This window comes from Mesorhizobium sp. LMG17149, assembly GCF_024518695.1.
GTDB lineage: Bacteria > Pseudomonadota > Alphaproteobacteria > Rhizobiales > Rhizobiaceae > Mesorhizobium.
Map to the genome: position 1 here is coordinate 155236 of NZ_JANIFL010000005.1, position 14472 is coordinate 169707.

Here is a 14472-nt window from a genome sequence, read left to right on the forward strand (position 1 = left end):
GGTCAGATGTTGGCCAGCAGGGCGGCGGCGGTCCGTTCATCGGTGATGAGGCCGTTGATCAGCCGCCGGTTCGCGGCCGCCAGGATGCCTGGCAGCTTTCGTTCGCCCATGGCCAGTGCGATGACCAGCGATTTCTCGCGTGACGGAAGCGACGCCGACGACACCCGGTCGTTGGTGATGCCCTCGATCATGCGGCCCTCCCTGTCGAACACCCAGCCGACGATCTCGGCGATGCCGCCGGCCTTCTGCAGCGCCTTCAATTCGCTCTCCGAAATGAAGCCGTCTTCGTAGAGCGGCGCCTTGGGGCCGAGGTCGCCGATGCCGATGAAGGTGACGTCGGCCTCGGCGGCAAGCGCAAGCGTCGGTTGGATCATCGGCTGGTTGAGCAGCATCTCGCGCTCCTCAGGCGACGAGGCGATGACCGGCAGCGGCATCGGGAAGGAGCGCGCCTTGACCCTGTCGGCCATGGTGAAGATGACGTTGTAGAAGGCGGCCGAGCCGTCCGGCGAGATGTTGCCGGTCAACGACACCACCTTGTGCTGCGGGCATTCCATCGGCGGCAACTGCTCGATCGCCGCCTTCAGCGTGCGCCCGGTGCCGATCGCCATGACGATCGGGGTCGGTGACCGCAGCCGCCGCTCGATCTCGGCGGCAGCCGCCTCGGCGATGCCGATCGTGGTCGAGGACGAATTGGGGTCGCTCGGCACCACCTCGACCAGATCGAGCGCAAAGCGCGATCTCAGCCGTGCCGCCAGATCGAGGCAGTTGGCGATAGGATGGTCGACGCGAACCTTGATCAAGCCCTCCGACACCGCCAGCGATACCAGCCGCTGCGCCGTTTGCCGCGAAATGCCGAGCGTCGAAGCGATCTGGTCCTGTGTGTTGCCGGCAACATAATAAAGCCAGCCGGCGCGCGCCGCATCGTCCAGCCTGTTGCTGCCACCATCCTGCCGGCTATTCAAAGTCCTGCCTCCCGAGACCGCCGGTCATGAGAGCGGCCCATGCCCACTTTCGCAGGGAACAGCCTGCTGCGCAATTGTCAATCTCGGGGGCAATTGCTTGCTATTCATCGACGTAAGCACGGCCCAGTTTTTCTTCTCCCACGAAGTCTCTGTCGCCAAAGAGACTTGGCTGCGGCCGCGGCAGGCGGCACGTTCTTCGATCCCGAAGGTTTATCTCCCGGCTCAAACCCTTTAAGGGATGGCAAAAAGGAGCCTCACATGATGCCGAAAGCGGTTTTCTGGGACATGGACGGCACGCTGGTCGACAGCGAACCGTTGCACGAAGCAGCCCTGATGGCGGCGATGCGCAATGTCGGCCTTGTCCCGCCGGACGATCTGCATGAGCGCGTGCTCGGTGTCGCCGCCTGGCCGGTCTACGAGATGATGCGCGACGAGTTCGGCCTGGACCTGCCTTTCGACGACTGGATCGTGCGCAAATACGAGCATTATCTGCCGTTGGTCGAGGAGCTGAAGCCGCGCCCGGGCGCGATCGAGATCTTCAACGAGCTACGTGCAAGAGGCATCCAGCAGGCCGTAGTCTCGAATTCGGACCGGATGATCGTCGACGCCAATCTGAGCATGGTCGGCCTGATCTACCCCGGCATGAAGACGATCAGCCGCAACGATGTGCGCGAAGGCAAGCCGCATGCCGAGCCGTTCCTGCGCGCCGCCTATCTGGCCGATGTCGACCCTACGCACGCCGTGGCGATCGACGACAGCTGGCCGGGCGCCATGGCGGGACTGGCGGCGGGCATGAAAACGATCTTCTGGCCGGAAAAGCCGATGGAAGGCCCGCCCGGCGCCGTCGTCATCAACAGCGCCGAGGAATTGCGGACTGAACTGGGGCTTTAAGCTTGGGGAAAGTGGGTGGCTCTTCCTGCGACGTCGATGATTGGCGAAACCGGCGAATAAGAGCGTCCTTCTCCCCGTCACTATACGGGGAGAAGTGCCCGGCAGGGCGATGAGGGGCGGCGCCGCGATTGACAATGAAGGCGCTTTCCATGGCGTATTGAGATCACGGTCAGGCCGAGTTTTGGTTCGTCCCACACTTTCGGGGCTTGCGCCGCCCCTCATCCGCCTGCCGGCACCTTCTCCCCGTATAGTGACGGGGAGAAGGGTCCTCAATTCCGGTAAACCGGTTCCTGCTCGTCGAGGATCGCCTTCAACTCGCTGAGATGGCGTTCGGCCTGGCCGGGATAGTCGTCCATCTCGCTCGCGGCCTTTTCTGCGATCGCGTCGGAAAGCGTGCGCAGCGGGCGGCCGGTCCACAGCGCCTTGATGTAGGTCTCGGCGGCGCGTTCGAAATAGAACATGCGGTTGAAGGCATCGGCGACCGTGTCGCCGATGACCAGCACGCCGTGATTGCCCATCACCATCACCTTGACCTTGGGATCGACGAGAAGCTGCGAGCAGCGCTCGCCCTCCTCCTCGAAGGCCAGCCCGCCATAATGCGCGTCCACGACATGGCGATTGAAGAACATCGCTGAATTCTGGTCGATCGGCGGCAGTGTCGAGTCAGCGAGCGATGCCAGCACCGTGGCGTGGATCGAATGGACATGCATGACACAGCGCGCGTGGCGCACATTGCGATGGATGGCGCCATGCAGTCCCCACGCCGTTGGGTCGGGCGCATCGGGGCCGGAGAGCGTTTCTGGATCGTTGGCATCGATCATCAGAAGGTCGCTCGCCTTGATGCGCGAGAAATGCACCTGGTTGGGGTTCATCAGGAACTGTGTCCCGCCATCATTGACGGCCAGCGAGAAGTGATTGGCCACCGCCTCATGCATGTTGAGCCGTGCCGTCCAGCGGAAGGCGCAGGCAAGATCGACGCGCTCCTCATAGTAGGGCAGGTTGGTCAGCGTTTCCTTTTGCAGACGGGCAAGGCTCATCCTAAAATCCTCCGGTTTCGGCAAGAATGCCGTGGCCAGCCCATGTCCGCAACCGGTTTTGGTTGGTGCAGGGATAGCTGTCTCACGCTGCCGTGCTGGCAGCGGCACCGCTGGCCCGCAGGCCGCCATGCTCGATGATGAAATCGATCACCTCCTGCAGCCCCTTGCCGCGCGACAGGTCGGTGAAGCCGAACGGCCGTTTTCCGCGCATGCGGCCGGCGTCGCTCTCCATGACATCGAGATTGACGTTTACGTAAGGAGCAAGATCGCTCTTGTTGATCACCAGGAAATCGGAGCGGGTGATCGCCGGCCCGCCCTTGCGCGGAATCTCCTCGCCCTGGCAAACCGAGATGACATAGAGCGTCAGGTCGGCGAGGTCAGGCGAGAAGGTCGCGGCAAGATTGTCGCCGCCGGATTCGATGAAGACGATGTCGAGATCCGGGAATTTCCTGTTCATTTCGGCGATTGCCTGCAGATTGATCGACGCATCCTCGCGGATGGCGGTGTGCGGGCAGCCGCCGGTCTCGACACCCATGATGCGGTCCTCGGGCAGTGCCTGCAGCCGCGCCAGCATCATGGCGTCTTCCTTGGTGTAGATGTCGTTGGTGACGACGGCGATCGAAAACTCGTCGCGCAACGCCTTGCACAGTTTTTCGGTCAGCGTCGTCTTGCCCGAACCGACCGGGCCGCCAATGCCGATGCGCAGCGGGCCATTTGTCTGTGTCATGTCGGAAACTCCGTGATGGCGAGGATGGCAAAGCCGAGCCCGATCAACAGGCAGAGCGGCGAATAATAGCGGACATCGAGCCGCGCGAAAGGTTGTTCCGGCGCCAGCCGCCGCCACCATGGCGTGAAGCCGGCTATGCCGCGACCCAGGAACACCAGGCCGATGAGCAGCGAAGTGGCGGCGAGGCCCTGCTTTGGGAAGGGTGAAGCAAAGACGCCTTCGAGCGCCAGCGGCCATAGTGTCGCCAGGCACAGGCACGCGGCAACGGCGAAACTGGCGAACGGCGACGGCATCTCATCGACACCGCGAAAACCGACCACGGCGCGAGCGCACGAGGCCGCATCCCGGCCCGGCCAGATGCCGCCAAGACCCCAATAGACATGCAGCGCGGTGATCAGCAGCAGAGCAAGGGAGAGCGAGAAAGCGAGAAAAATCATGAGCGGAACAGTCGCGAATACTGGGTTTCATGCTTCATCGCCATGATATCGGAGACGAAGGCGCAGCCACCGAGATCATCCAGTGTCGAGCGCGCGGCGCGGCTTGCGGTCGCCAGGGCCAGCGGCTCGAAGCCGGCTAACAACGTGGTCGCGCCGCTCTGGCCGACGATGCCAAGCCGGATCGCGGCCTGCACGAGGTTGGAGAAGAAGGTTTGCAGGAAGGCGGACAGCGCGTCCTGAAACGCGATGCCGTTGCCGCCGGCAATGGCGCCGACGGCGACGCAATAGGCGCATTCGGCCGGCAGGCGCGCCAGCACCGGATTAGGCCAGGCCGCCGCCGCTTTAAGGAAGGCCGCACCCTGCAGCATGGTCTCGGTATGGCGTTCGCGCGAGCCGGCGAGCGCCTCGGCGAGTGCCGCCACTTCATCGAGATCACCGGCGTGGCGTGCGCGGCGCCAGCTCTCGGCAAACAGCACGGCATCGTTCCAGCCCGAGCCCATCTCGACCAGCGTTTCCAGCCAGTCGGCGAGGTTTTCTGCATCGGAAACCAGCCCGTCATGCACCGCGCGTTCGAGGCCATGGCTGTAGGAAAAGCCGCCGACCGGAAAGGCAGGCGACAGCCACGCCATCAGCCGCAGCAGGGCGATATTCGAAGGCTGGTCAGTCATGGTCGTGGTGATGGCCGGCATGACTGTGCGAATGGGAATGCGCTTCGCCATGAGAATGGCTGTGGGCTTCGGCGTGGCTGTGCGCATGCGCATGGCCGTGATCGTGGCTTTGCCCACTATGGCCGGAATAGGCGCCGCGCACCGGTTTGAACGGTTCGGAAACGTCGGTCACGGTGGCGCCGAGCCCCTCCAGCATCGCCTTGATAACATGGTCCCGCAGGATGAGGATGCGACCGGCCTCGATGCTTGCTGCGAGATGGCGGTTGCCGATGTGCCAGGCGAGCTCGGCCAGATGCACGCCGTCGCGGGCGCGGATGTCATAGACCTCTTCCGGCGCCGCGATGATCTCGACGTGGCCGCCATCCTCCAGCACCAGCCGGTCGCCATCGTTCAAGGCGACGGGTTCGGGCAGGTCGACCAGCACCTTGCTGCCGTCAGCAAGCTCGATGGCGCGGCGGCGCAGATGCCGCTCGTCATGGGCGAGAATGGCCCGGCCCAACGGTAGGGTGGTTCCGGCATTGCCGGCGGACAGTACGGAGACGGCGCGCGGGAATTTGGTGAAGTCGGTGTTGAGGTTGAGCTTCATTTCATGGATCCCCCATTTGCTTGCGCCCGTGCACGGGCGGGCCGTGCCAGCACGCGGTCGAAATAGGCGTTGACGCGCTCGGAGTCGATCGGGAATCGGCCGGCGCGAGCCCAGCCGCCCATGTCGCCGAGCAGCACATCGACAGCGGAAAACCGATCGCCGAGCGCAAACGGTTTGTCGCCCAGCCGCCGCTCCAGCGCCTTCAGTTCCGAGGCAAAATCGTAAGCCGCCGCAGGACCGACATCGACGCGCACATCCCTAGGCAGCAGGAAGCGATGGCGCAATTTGTTCCACAGCGGCGCTTCCAACTCGCTCTGGGCAAAATGCATCCAGGAATCCATCTCGGCCCGGCCGGCGACACCCGGATTGGCGCCCATTCCCTTGTCCGCGTGCTTGTCGGCGAGATAAACGCAGATCGCCGCCGAATCCGTCACCGTCAGTTCGCCGTCGATGAGGATCGGTACCTTGCCCGATGGGTTGAGCGCATAGGCTTCCGGTGAGCGCAGATGAACCTCGACGAATTCATAAGGCTGCGCGAGCTCCTCGAGCATCCAGAGAACGCGGCTGACCCGGGATCCGCGCGATCCGACGGCCTTGTACATGTCGAACCCTTGCCTTTCCCCAACAAGCTAGACCATCGCGTTCGTTCAGACGATGGTGTCGAAGAGCCGCAGGATGAACGATATCTGGTAGATAAGCGCCGCCGTGACGAAGGCGATGTGGAAGCGGCGATCGCGCACCAGGATCGCGACGATACACAGCGCAACGAAGACCGGCGTGCGGAACAGATACTCGCTGCCGAAGCGGGCGAAATGCTCTGGCCCTTTCAGCAGCGTGTCGACCACGTCGAGCAGGTAGGTCGCAGCCAGCAGGCCGAAGAACCACGCCCGGCGCGAATAGAAGAAATCCTCATAGCTGGTGTAGTCCAGCATCGAATCGGGAAACAAAAGCGCGCACAGCAGGAACAGCGTGATCGCGTAGAAGATGATGAACAAATATTTGCCGAAGGTCCAGGTTTCGATGGCGTAGAGGCCGAACTCCCACCACCAGAAATGCACCAGCATCAGGAGCACCGAGACGACCCAGGCCAGATGCACGGGATAGAGCTTGTACTGGCCGGGATGCTGGACGATGCGCGCCACCCCCGACAGCAGGCGGGCGACGCCAAGCCCGATCACCATGCCCATGACGATGCGGATATGGGGGAAAATGTCGTGGGCGGAAGCGATTTCGGTGGCCATGCTCGATCACAATGCAACTGTTGGTCGGCCGCATATTGCTGCCTCCCACCCAGGGCTGCAACGGATAATACTCGCCCGGTCGAATCGCCGCTTCAGAACAGAAAGTATCTCTGCGCCATCGGCAGCACCGTCGCCGGCTCGCAGGTCAAAAGCTCGCCGTCGGCACGCACCTCGTAGGTTTCCGGATCGACCTCGACATGCGGCGTGGCGTCGTTGAGCACCATCGAATGCTTGCCGATGCCGCCGCGGGTGTTCTCGACGGCGACGAACTGCTTGTCGACACCGAGCCTGCCGTGCAGGCCTGATTCGAGCGCGGCTTTCGAAACGAAGGTCACCGACGAGTTGGTCCTGGCCTTGCCATAGGCGCCGAACATCGGCCGGTAGTGCATCGGCTGCGGCGTCGGGATCGAGGCGTTGGGGTCGCCCATCGGTGCTGCGGCGATCATGCCGCCGATCAGCACCATGTCCGGCTTGACGCCGAAGAAGGCCGGGTTCCACAGCACCAGGTCGGCGCGCTTGCCGACCGCGATCGAGCCGATGTCTTTCGACAGCCCATGCGCGATGGCCGGGTTGATCGTGTATTTGGCGATGTAGCGGCGGACGCGGAAATTGTCGTTGTTGCCGGTCTCCTGCGGCAGCGAGCCGCGCTGGCGCTTCATCTTGTCGGCGGTCTGCCAGGTGCGGATCGCGACTTCGCCGACGCGGCCCATGGCCTGGCTGTCCGACGAGATGATCGAGAAGGCACCGATGTCGTGCAAAATGTCTTCGGCCGCGATGGTCTCCTTGCGGATGCGGCTTTCGGCAAAGGCGATGTCCTCGGGGATCGACGGCGACAAATGATGGCAGACCATCAGCATGTCGAGATGCTCGGCCAGCGTGTTGACCGTATAGGGCCGCGTCGGGTTGGTCGAGGACGGGATGACGTTGGGCAGGCCGCAGACCTTGATGATGTCGGGTGCGTGGCCGCCGCCGGCGCCCTCGGTGTGGAAGGCGTGGATGGTGCGGCCTTTGATGGCGGCGACCGTGTTCTCGACAAAGCCGGATTCGTTCAGCGTATCGGTGTGGATCATCACCTGCACGTCGTAGTCGTCGGCGACCGACAGGCAGCAATCGATGGCTGCCGGCGTCGTGCCCCAGTCCTCGTGCAGCTTCAGCGAGCAGGCGCCGCCCAGCACCATCTCCTCGAGTGCTGCGGGCAGCGAAGCATTGCCCTTGCCCGACAGGCCGATGTTCATCGGGAAGGCATCGAAGGACTGGATCATGCGGGCCATGTGCCATGGTCCCGGCGTACAGGTGGTGGCCAGCGTGCCGTGCGCCGGACCGGTGCCGCCGCCGAGCATGGTGGTGATGCCTGACATCAGTGCCTCTTCGATCTGCTGCGGGCAGATGAAGTGGATATGCGCATCGAAGCCGCCTGCCGTCAGGATCTTGCCTTCGCCGGCGATGATCTCGGTGCCGGGGCCGATGATGATGGTGACGCCATCCTGGGTGTCCGGATTGCCGGCCTTGCCGATGGCCGCGATACGGCCGTCGCGAAGCCCGATATCGGCCTTGAAGATGCCGGCGCTGGCGTCGACCACCAGCGCGTTGGTGATCACGGTATCGACGGCGCCTTGCGCCCTGGAAACCTGGCTCTGGCCCATGCCGTCACGGATTACCTTGCCGCCGCCGAATTTCACCTCTTCGCCATGGATGGTGAGATCCTTCTCGACCTCGATGAACAGTTCGGTGTCGGCAAGGCGCACTTTGTCGCCGACCGTCGGGCCATACATCTGCGCATAGGCGGCGCGGGTAATTCTGGCCATCAGCGATTGCTCCTGAAATGCGGTTGGATTGAAGCGGTGCTGCACATTGCTGCCATCCTATGGTCACGCAATGACCCGCTGGGCGACACCTTCTGATCCCATTTGGCGGTTGAGGTTAGGGGGTCACCCCAGACCGACCGTTTGCCAATCGATGGAAAGGAAAATCCATGCGCAAAACGATAATTCTTGCCGCCGCAGCCAGCCTGATGCTGGCGGGCGCCGCCAGTGCCCAGCAGCAACCCGCGCCACAGCCTGCTCCGGCGCCGGCAACGCCTGCTCCAGCCACGCCCCAGGCTCAGCCTGCGGTGCCGACGATCCAAAGCGTCAACATCGTCGACATCACCGAGTTGCCAAAGGACACCCAGACACAGGTCAACCAGGTGATCGCCCAGCGCGGCGATGACGGCTTGAAGAAACTGCGCAGCTCGATCGATGCCACACCCAAGGTGAAGTCGGCGCTGGAGGCCAAGGGAATGACCTCTGCGCAGGTGGTCGCGGCCAGTATGGAACCCAATGGCGCACTGACCCTGATCACCAAGAAGGCGAGCTGACGCCACGGCACGGCGGGCCGGCATCCGGCCGGCCGGCCGCATCGGGAAAGGAACCTTCGCCGGGCGGCATTCGTTTTGTTCTTTTCGCGCTAACCCGCGCCCCGAAACGATTTCTCTCAGGAGCGAGCGATGGCGACCAATTCTTTCTCGACCGGAATGCGGGCAATCGCCGCCATGGCGTTCCTGGCGGTGGCCGGTCCTGTTGCCGGATTGAAGGCGCAGGGGCTGGAAAGCACTGAGACCGTTAACCGCATCGTCGGCTCGCAGGTCAAGCAGGAAGAGACCAACGCCACTACTGAGGCCGCAAACGTCAACACGGCGATCGACCGGACGCGTGAAAACATCGGTACGGTGCGCAAGACGTCCAAGCTCGACAAGGTCGACATCGTGTTCCTCACCGATGCCGCGCGCAGCGAAGGCGGCCCGCCGCCGGAGATCGAAAGCAAGGTCAAGCAGCATCAGGACGACATCACCGAGCTGCGCAAGGAGATCGAGGCCAACGCGCTGCTGTTCAACGCCATCGAATCGCGGCGCGTGCAGGCGCAGGATGTCCTCGCCGTCGAATTCGGCGATCCCGGAAAGATCGTCATCTACGCCGCGGCCAAGCCATCGAACTGAGCTGCGCGCGCCGGAAGATTTCACAGCTTGCCCATCACCTTCTGCTGAAATCCGTAGACCTCGCGTTTGCCGCCGAGCGGCACCAGCGTGACGTCGCGCTCCTGGCCCGGCTCGAAACGCATCGCCGTGCCTGCGGCAATGTCGAGACGCATGCCCCTGGCGCGCTCGCGGTCGAATTTCAGCCCCTCATTGGTCTCGAAGAAATGGTAGTGGCTACCGACCTGGATCGGCCGGTCGCCGCTGTTGGCGACTTTCAGGGTGACGGTCGGCAGGCCCTTGTTGAGCTCGATGTCGCCGCCCACCGTGATGATTTCACCAGGGATCATGGTCGCCCTCACACGATGCCGAAGGCGAGACCGATGCCGATCGCCGCACAGGCGGCACCGGCAGCACGGGCCACTCCACGGAACCGGATGCCGAGACTGAGACCGGCAGCGATGCCGGCGGCATGCAGCAACAGCGTGGCGATGGCAAAGCCGGCCATGTATTCAAGCCCGCCGGCATTCTCCGGCACCTCGGTGCCATGCGCGTGGCCGTGGAAAAGTGCGAACAGGCCGATGATGGCGACCCCGGCCGAGACCGGCAGATCGATCGCCAGCGCCACCAGCAGCCCGAGCGTCACGACCGATGCCAGTATGCCCGGTTCGACGAAGGGCAGCGGCATGTGCAGCATGCCCAGCGCGCCGCCGACCAGCATGACGCAGACAAAGGCCGCCGGCCAGGCAAGAACCGCCTTGCCGCCCTTGAGCGCCGCCCACAGCCCGACCGCGACCATCACCGTCATATGATCGAGCCCGGAAAGCGGGTGCATGAAGCCGGCCGTGAAGGAGGAGGCCGTGCCGATGCCGACATGAGCATAGGCCGGCATGGCAGCGGCCAGCAGCAGGATCGCCGACAGGCAGAGGCGTTTGGCAGGGATCATTCTATTTGCCTTTCGTTTTGCTCGGTCTGGTGTTTACGCCGCCTTGCGGGGGCCGCAGCCTTCAGCCTTGAGAACGCGTCTGCTCGACGCCGGATATTTCTTCAGCATCGCTGGCGGGCGGATCGGCCGCGCCGAAAAACCACCGCAGCAATTGGGGCAGATGCCGCCCAACACCTGTTCCACGCATCCGGCGCAAAAGGTGCACTCGAAGGTGCAGATCAGCGCATCCGTCGCTTCGGGCGGCAGGTCCTTGTCGCAGCATTCGCAGTTGGGACGCAGCTCCAGCATCCTGTCCTCCTCAACGGATCGGTTCGTGCACGGTCACCAGCTTGGTGCCGTCGGGAAAAGTCGCCTCGACCTGCACGTCATGGATCATCTCGGCGATGCCTTCCATGACTTGCGCGCGGCTGACGATATGAGCGCCGGCTTCCATCAGTTCGGCGACCGGACGGCCGTCGCGGGCGCCTTCGACGACGAAGTCGGTGATCAGCGCGATCGCTTCCGGATGGTTGAGCTTGACGCCGCGTTCGAGCCGCTTGCGCGCCACGATCGCCGCCATGGCGATCAGCAGCTTGTCCTTTTCCCTCGGCGTCAGGTTCATGCGTTTCCCTGGATTGGTAGAGACAGGCCTATAGTGACCATAATTTGGGCAACCCCGCCCTTCCGTTGAGCAATTCGACGAGTGGAACCAGCCGCTGGCGCAGCCGGTAGCCGTCCCCGGCGTAGAGCCTCGCAAGAAGCTTGCCAGATTTCTTCACGCTCCAGACGCTGGCGCTGCCGTGGTCGCCGACGATCTCCAGAACCCGGTCGAGCAGGGCCTCGGCGCGTGGCGACACCAGAAGCAGCGTCGCCACCGCAATCGCGCCGCCGGCAACCGCCGGGCGGTCGAGCGTGGCGGCGATATCGGGTCCGATGCGGAAATCCTCGGCATGAATGAGGGCGCCATCCTGGCGCACACGCCAGCGGTCATGGAAGTTGCCCTGCGTGGCGCGTTCGCCCATCGCCAGGCGGCCGAAGACGGCGGCTTCCAGCACCAGCGCCTCGGCGCCGGCGGCAAGCTCGACGTCGAGCGTGCGGACAAAGGCCGCCCGGTCGAAGACGATGGTTTCCTGCGGCAGCCAGGCGATGCGGCCGTTTTCCCCGACCGACAAATTGACCCGCACTTCGGCACGGTCGGATGCCGCCCGGTAGATCTTCTCGCAAGCCTGGGTGGTGATCGATGCCGAAGCGGCCGCGCCGACATCCACGTCCCAGGCGATACGGTCGCCGCCGGTCATCCCGCCGGCGGTGTTGATCAGCACCGCCTCAAACGGATCGGCCGAGACGGCCGGCATTCTTATCTTGGCGGCGCCGTCCTGATAGAGGCGCCGCAGGCGCGTGCGGCCCTCGCTGAGCGCGCAGGAAAGCCGCGCGACGCCCGCAACGCGCTGCGTCGAAATCCCGCCATGTTCGCCGCTAGGTTCGCCCATATCCATGCCTGCACGTTAAGCACTCCGTCGGCTTTGTCGATATGGAGTTCGATATAGCTTGTTGCTTGACAACGTTTCGGTTTCTATAGAGGGAACCACCTTGGTACGGTCATGCTGCGCTTGGCGGGGGCATTAAACGACGACGGCGGCTTGATACCAGGAGAAAAAGGGGCGCTGCTCAGTTGGCGTCGGGAAACGTCGAGATAGTGGGGAAGGAACCGAATGGCCGACCAGCTGGCAACGGATATCATCGCGAAGATCAAGGCTCATGCCGAGCCGGGCGGCGAAGAAATCACCACCACCACCGAATTGACCTCGCTTGGCATCCATTCGCTCGAGCTGACGGAGATTATCTTCGATCTTGAGGAAGAGTATGGCATCGAGATCGAGATGAACACGGTCGACGCCTGGAGCAATCTGAAGAACGTCGGCGACATGGTCGAAGCTGTGCGCGCGCTGATCGCGAAAAAAGCCTGAACTGAATGCGGCAGCGCGTTGTCATCACCGGCATGGGCGGCATTTGCGGGCTCGGCACCAGCGCGCCCGCGATCTGGAACGAGATGCGCGCCGGCCGCTCGGCCATCGGCCAGATCACAAGTCCCCAACTGCATGATTTGAAGGTCAAGGTCGGCTGCGAAATCAAGGCGCTTCCCGATCACGGAATCGACCGCAAGCAGACCGTGTCGATGGACCGCTTCAGCCTGCTGGCGACCATCGCAGCCAGAGAAGCCATGCAGCAGGCCGGCCTGGTTTCGAATGAAGCCACCACCTATCGGATGGGCACCGTCGTCGGTGTCGGCGTCTGCGGCTGGGAGGCGATCGAAGAGAGCTATCGCGCCATTTTGGTCGAGGGCAAGAACCGCGCCGGTATCTTCACCGTGCCAAAGGTCATGCCAAGCGCGGCCTCCGGCCATGTCAGCATGAATCTGGGCCTGCGCGGCCCGGTCTTCGGCGTCACCTCGGCCTGCTCCTCCTCCAACCACGCCATCGCCTCGGCCGTCGACCAGATCAGGCTTGGCCGCGCCGATGTGATGGTCGCCGGCGGCACCGATGCGCCGCTGGTCTGGGGCATCCTGAAGGGCTGGGAAGCATTGCGCGTGCTGGCGCCCGATACCTGCCGGCCATTCTCGGCGGATCGCCAGGGCCTGTCGCTCGGCGAGGGCGCCGGCATGGCGGTCCTGGAAACCTACGAGCATGCCATGGCGCGCGGCGCCACCATCCTTGCCGAGGTCGCCGGCGCCGGCCTCTCCGCCGATGCCTCCGACATTGTCGCGCCGACCGTCGAAGGGCCGACAGCGGCCATGCGCGCCTGCCTGGCCGATGCCGGCTTCAATCCCGAGGATGTCGACTACCTCAACGCCCATGGCACCGGCACCAAGGCCAACGACCAGATCGAGACGGCAGCGATCAAGCGCGTCTTCGGCGACCATGCCTACAAGCTTTCGGTGTCGTCGACCAAGTCGATGCACGCTCATTGCCTCGGCGCATCGGGGGCGCTGGAGATGATCGCCTGCGTGATGGCGATCCGCGAAGGCATCGTGCCGCCGACGGCCAATTTTCGCGAGGCCGATCCCGATTGCGACCTCGACGTCACGCCGAACGTGCCTCGCGAGCGCAAGGTGCGCGCCGCGATCAGCAACGGCTTCGCGTTCGGCGGCACCAATGCCGTGCTGGCCTTCAAGGCCGTCTGATCTAAGGGGCGCGCGATCTGCCTCAGGCAGACCATTCCGTTGATTGTTCGTGCACGACGAAACCTTCACCGCCATATTGATCGTGCCGTGCGCCGCGTCTAATCCTTGGCCGACCCGCCAAGACCGCGCCGCTCGGCGCGAACCCCATTCAGGAGTTTCCATGGCAGACCTGTCCGACTTTCCGATCGCAACGCGTTGGCCGGCCAAGCATCCGGACCAGCTCCAGCTCTATTCGGCGACAACGCCGAACGGCGTGAAGATATCGATCGCCCTGGAGGAGCTCGGCCTGCCCTATGAGCCGCATCTGGTCAACATCGGCAAGAACGAAAGCTGGACACCGGAATTCCTGTCGCTCAACCCCAACGGCAAGATACCGGCGATCATCGATCCGAACGGTCCGGACGGCAAGCCGATCGGCCTGTTCGAATCCGGCGCCATCCTGCTCTACCTCGCTGAAAAAACCGGCCTGCTCATGCCCATCGATACCGCGCGCCGTTACGAGACCATCCAGTGGGTGTTCTTCCAGATGGCTTCGGTCGGGCCGATGTTCGGCCAGGTCGGCTTCTTCCACAAATTCGCCGGCCGCGAGATCGCCGACAAACGCCCTCTGGAGCGCTATCGCGACGAGTCAAAGCGACTGCTCGGTGTGCTCGACGGCAGGCTGAAGGGGCGCAAGTGGATCATGGGCAATGACTACACCATCGCCGACATCTCGCTGCTCGGCTGGGTGCGCAACCTGATCGGCTTCTACGAAGCCCGCGAACTCGTCGGCTTTGACGATTTCGTCAATGTCTCGACATGGCTGGAGCGCGGCCTGGCGCGGCCGGCGGTGCAGAAAGGCCTGACCATCCCCGCCAAGGGATAGCC

At 63.8% G+C, this 14472-nt stretch carries 20 protein-coding genes; 6 read left to right on the forward strand and 14 right to left on the reverse strand.

Annotated features, from left to right (window positions below; translation table 11 throughout):
- Window positions 1-2: 2 nt before the first annotated feature.
- Window positions 3-962, reverse strand: a complete 960-nt coding sequence (locus NP945_RS12870) for a sugar-binding transcriptional regulator (RefSeq protein WP_127268413.1) — start codon at window positions 960-962, stop codon at window positions 3-5.
- A 258-nt stretch (window positions 963-1220) separates the two neighbouring features.
- On the opposite strand from NP945_RS12870, the gene NP945_RS12875 reads away from it, so the two are divergent.
- Complete coding sequence (locus NP945_RS12875) at window positions 1221-1853, forward strand: HAD family phosphatase (protein WP_256746551.1); 633 nt, start codon at window positions 1221-1223, stop codon at window positions 1851-1853.
- A gap of 269 nt (window positions 1854-2122) precedes the next feature.
- Here NP945_RS12875 and NP945_RS12880 read toward each other — a convergent pair whose 3' ends face one another.
- The 8 genes from NP945_RS12880 to ureC all read right to left on the reverse strand — a co-directional run bounded on the left by NP945_RS12880 (window position 2123) and on the right by ureC (window position 8354).
- The gene (locus NP945_RS12880) at window positions 2123-2890 is read right to left on the reverse strand and encodes a class II aldolase and adducin N-terminal domain-containing protein (protein WP_127268410.1); all 768 of its coding nucleotides are present in this window, start codon (window positions 2888-2890) and stop codon (window positions 2123-2125) included.
- A gap of 82 nt (window positions 2891-2972) precedes the next feature.
- On the reverse strand, window positions 2973-3617 hold the full coding sequence (ureG, locus tag NP945_RS12885) for an urease accessory protein UreG (protein ID WP_127268409.1): 645 nt from the start codon (window positions 3615-3617) through the stop codon (window positions 2973-2975).
- The gene (locus tag NP945_RS12890) at window positions 3614-4054 is read right to left on the reverse strand and encodes a DUF3995 domain-containing protein (RefSeq protein ID WP_256746552.1); all 441 of its coding nucleotides are present in this window, start codon (window positions 4052-4054) and stop codon (window positions 3614-3616) included. Before NP945_RS12890 ends, ureG begins: the two co-directional genes overlap by 4 nt.
- On the reverse strand, window positions 4051-4722 hold the full coding sequence (locus NP945_RS12895) for an urease accessory protein UreF (protein ID WP_256746553.1): 672 nt from the start codon (window positions 4720-4722) through the stop codon (window positions 4051-4053). The genes NP945_RS12890 and NP945_RS12895 overlap by 4 nt, the downstream gene beginning before the upstream one ends.
- Window positions 4715-5308 carry an urease accessory protein UreE gene (gene ureE / locus NP945_RS12900; RefSeq protein ID WP_256746554.1) on the reverse strand — a complete coding sequence of 198 codons (594 nt, stop codon included), beginning with the start codon at window positions 5306-5308 and terminating at the stop codon, window positions 4715-4717. The genes NP945_RS12895 and ureE overlap by 8 nt, the downstream gene beginning before the upstream one ends.
- A complete protein-coding gene (locus tag NP945_RS12905) occupies window positions 5305-5910 on the reverse strand; it encodes a glutathione S-transferase family protein (RefSeq protein WP_127383543.1) in 606 nt (201 codons plus the stop codon). The genes ureE and NP945_RS12905 overlap by 4 nt, the downstream gene beginning before the upstream one ends.
- Before the next feature lie 45 nt (window positions 5911-5955).
- Window positions 5956-6549, reverse strand: a complete 594-nt coding sequence (locus tag NP945_RS12910; protein WP_127396918.1) for a hypothetical protein — start codon at window positions 6547-6549, stop codon at window positions 5956-5958.
- A gap of 92 nt (window positions 6550-6641) precedes the next feature.
- The gene (gene ureC / locus NP945_RS12915) at window positions 6642-8354 is read right to left on the reverse strand and encodes an urease subunit alpha (RefSeq protein WP_128289909.1); all 1713 of its coding nucleotides are present in this window, start codon (window positions 8352-8354) and stop codon (window positions 6642-6644) included.
- A 167-nt stretch (window positions 8355-8521) separates the two neighbouring features.
- On the opposite strand from ureC, the gene NP945_RS12920 reads away from it, so the two are divergent.
- Entirely contained in the window at window positions 8522-8905 is a 384-nt protein-coding gene (locus NP945_RS12920) for a hypothetical protein (protein ID WP_127383078.1), read from the forward strand.
- A 129-nt stretch (window positions 8906-9034) separates the two neighbouring features.
- Window positions 9035-9523, forward strand: coding sequence for a hypothetical protein (locus NP945_RS12925; protein ID WP_127808317.1), 489 nt, complete (start codon window positions 9035-9037; stop codon window positions 9521-9523).
- A 20-nt stretch (window positions 9524-9543) separates the two neighbouring features.
- Here the strand turns inward: NP945_RS12925 and NP945_RS12930 are convergent, their stop codons facing one another.
- Genes NP945_RS12930 through NP945_RS12950 form a run of 5 tightly spaced genes read right to left on the reverse strand, consistent with a single transcriptional unit; the run spans window position 9544 to window position 11914 of the window.
- Entirely contained in the window at window positions 9544-9849 is a 306-nt protein-coding gene (locus tag NP945_RS12930) for an urease subunit beta (RefSeq protein ID WP_027040029.1), read from the reverse strand.
- A gap of 8 nt (window positions 9850-9857) precedes the next feature.
- Entirely contained in the window at window positions 9858-10445 is a 588-nt protein-coding gene (locus tag NP945_RS12935) for a HupE/UreJ family protein (RefSeq protein WP_256746555.1), read from the reverse strand.
- A 33-nt stretch (window positions 10446-10478) separates the two neighbouring features.
- Window positions 10479-10733, reverse strand: coding sequence for a DUF1272 domain-containing protein (locus NP945_RS12940; protein WP_256746556.1), 255 nt, complete (start codon window positions 10731-10733; stop codon window positions 10479-10481).
- A gap of 10 nt (window positions 10734-10743) precedes the next feature.
- Window positions 10744-11046, reverse strand: a complete 303-nt coding sequence (locus tag NP945_RS12945) for an urease subunit gamma (protein ID WP_127269528.1) — start codon at window positions 11044-11046, stop codon at window positions 10744-10746.
- A gap of 28 nt (window positions 11047-11074) precedes the next feature.
- Complete coding sequence (locus tag NP945_RS12950) at window positions 11075-11914, reverse strand: urease accessory protein UreD (protein WP_256746557.1); 840 nt, start codon at window positions 11912-11914, stop codon at window positions 11075-11077.
- Window positions 11915-12136: 222 nt separating this feature from the next.
- Here NP945_RS12950 and NP945_RS12955 point away from each other — a divergent pair, with 222 nt between their 5' ends.
- From NP945_RS12955 to NP945_RS12965, 3 genes are all read left to right on the forward strand, one after another.
- Complete coding sequence (locus tag NP945_RS12955; RefSeq protein ID WP_013528393.1) at window positions 12137-12391, forward strand: acyl carrier protein; 255 nt, start codon at window positions 12137-12139, stop codon at window positions 12389-12391.
- Between the two features lie 5 nt (window positions 12392-12396).
- Window positions 12397-13605, forward strand: a complete 1209-nt coding sequence (locus tag NP945_RS12960) for a beta-ketoacyl synthase (RefSeq protein ID WP_256746558.1) — start codon at window positions 12397-12399, stop codon at window positions 13603-13605.
- 160 nt (window positions 13606-13765) lie between these two features.
- Window positions 13766-14470 carry a glutathione S-transferase N-terminal domain-containing protein gene (locus NP945_RS12965; protein ID WP_256746559.1) on the forward strand — a complete coding sequence of 235 codons (705 nt, stop codon included), beginning with the start codon at window positions 13766-13768 and terminating at the stop codon, window positions 14468-14470.
- Window positions 14471-14472 lie beyond the last annotated feature (2 nt).

Bases quoted from the DNA above. Each gene is read 5' to 3' on its own strand.
- NP945_RS12875 (WP_256746551.1), top strand. From the start codon at position 1,221: ATGATGCCGAAAGCGGTTTTCTGGGACATGGACGGCACGCTGGTCGAC.
- NP945_RS12880 (WP_127268410.1), bottom strand. From the start codon at position 2,890: ATGAGCCTTGCCCGTCTGCAAAAGGAAACGCTGACCAACCTGCCCTAC.
- ureG (WP_127268409.1), bottom strand. From the start codon at position 3,617: ATGACACAGACAAATGGCCCGCTGCGCATCGGCATTGGCGGCCCGGTC.
- NP945_RS12890 (WP_256746552.1), bottom strand. From the start codon at position 4,054: ATGATTTTTCTCGCTTTCTCGCTCTCCCTTGCTCTGCTGCTGATCACC.
- NP945_RS12895 (WP_256746553.1), bottom strand. From the start codon at position 4,722: ATGACTGACCAGCCTTCGAATATCGCCCTGCTGCGGCTGATGGCGTGG.
- ureE (WP_256746554.1), bottom strand. From the start codon at position 5,308: ATGAAGCTCAACCTCAACACCGACTTCACCAAATTCCCGCGCGCCGTC.
- NP945_RS12905 (WP_127383543.1), bottom strand. From the start codon at position 5,910: ATGTACAAGGCCGTCGGATCGCGCGGATCCCGGGTCAGCCGCGTTCTC.
- NP945_RS12910 (WP_127396918.1), bottom strand. From the start codon at position 6,549: ATGGCCACCGAAATCGCTTCCGCCCACGACATTTTCCCCCATATCCGC.
- ureC (WP_128289909.1), bottom strand. From the start codon at position 8,354: ATGGCCAGAATTACCCGCGCCGCCTATGCGCAGATGTATGGCCCGACG.
- NP945_RS12920 (WP_127383078.1), top strand. From the start codon at position 8,522: ATGCGCAAAACGATAATTCTTGCCGCCGCAGCCAGCCTGATGCTGGCG.
- NP945_RS12925 (WP_127808317.1), top strand. From the start codon at position 9,035: ATGGCGACCAATTCTTTCTCGACCGGAATGCGGGCAATCGCCGCCATG.
- NP945_RS12930 (WP_027040029.1), bottom strand. From the start codon at position 9,849: ATGATCCCTGGTGAAATCATCACGGTGGGCGGCGACATCGAGCTCAAC.
- NP945_RS12935 (WP_256746555.1), bottom strand. From the start codon at position 10,445: ATGATCCCTGCCAAACGCCTCTGCCTGTCGGCGATCCTGCTGCTGGCC.
- NP945_RS12940 (WP_256746556.1), bottom strand. From the start codon at position 10,733: ATGCTGGAGCTGCGTCCCAACTGCGAATGCTGCGACAAGGACCTGCCG.
- NP945_RS12945 (WP_127269528.1), bottom strand. From the start codon at position 11,046: ATGAACCTGACGCCGAGGGAAAAGGACAAGCTGCTGATCGCCATGGCG.
- NP945_RS12950 (WP_256746557.1), bottom strand. From the start codon at position 11,914: ATGGGCGAACCTAGCGGCGAACATGGCGGGATTTCGACGCAGCGCGTT.
- NP945_RS12955 (WP_013528393.1), top strand. From the start codon at position 12,137: ATGGCCGACCAGCTGGCAACGGATATCATCGCGAAGATCAAGGCTCAT.
- NP945_RS12960 (WP_256746558.1), top strand. From the start codon at position 12,397: ATGCGGCAGCGCGTTGTCATCACCGGCATGGGCGGCATTTGCGGGCTC.
- NP945_RS12965 (WP_256746559.1), top strand. From the start codon at position 13,766: ATGGCAGACCTGTCCGACTTTCCGATCGCAACGCGTTGGCCGGCCAAG.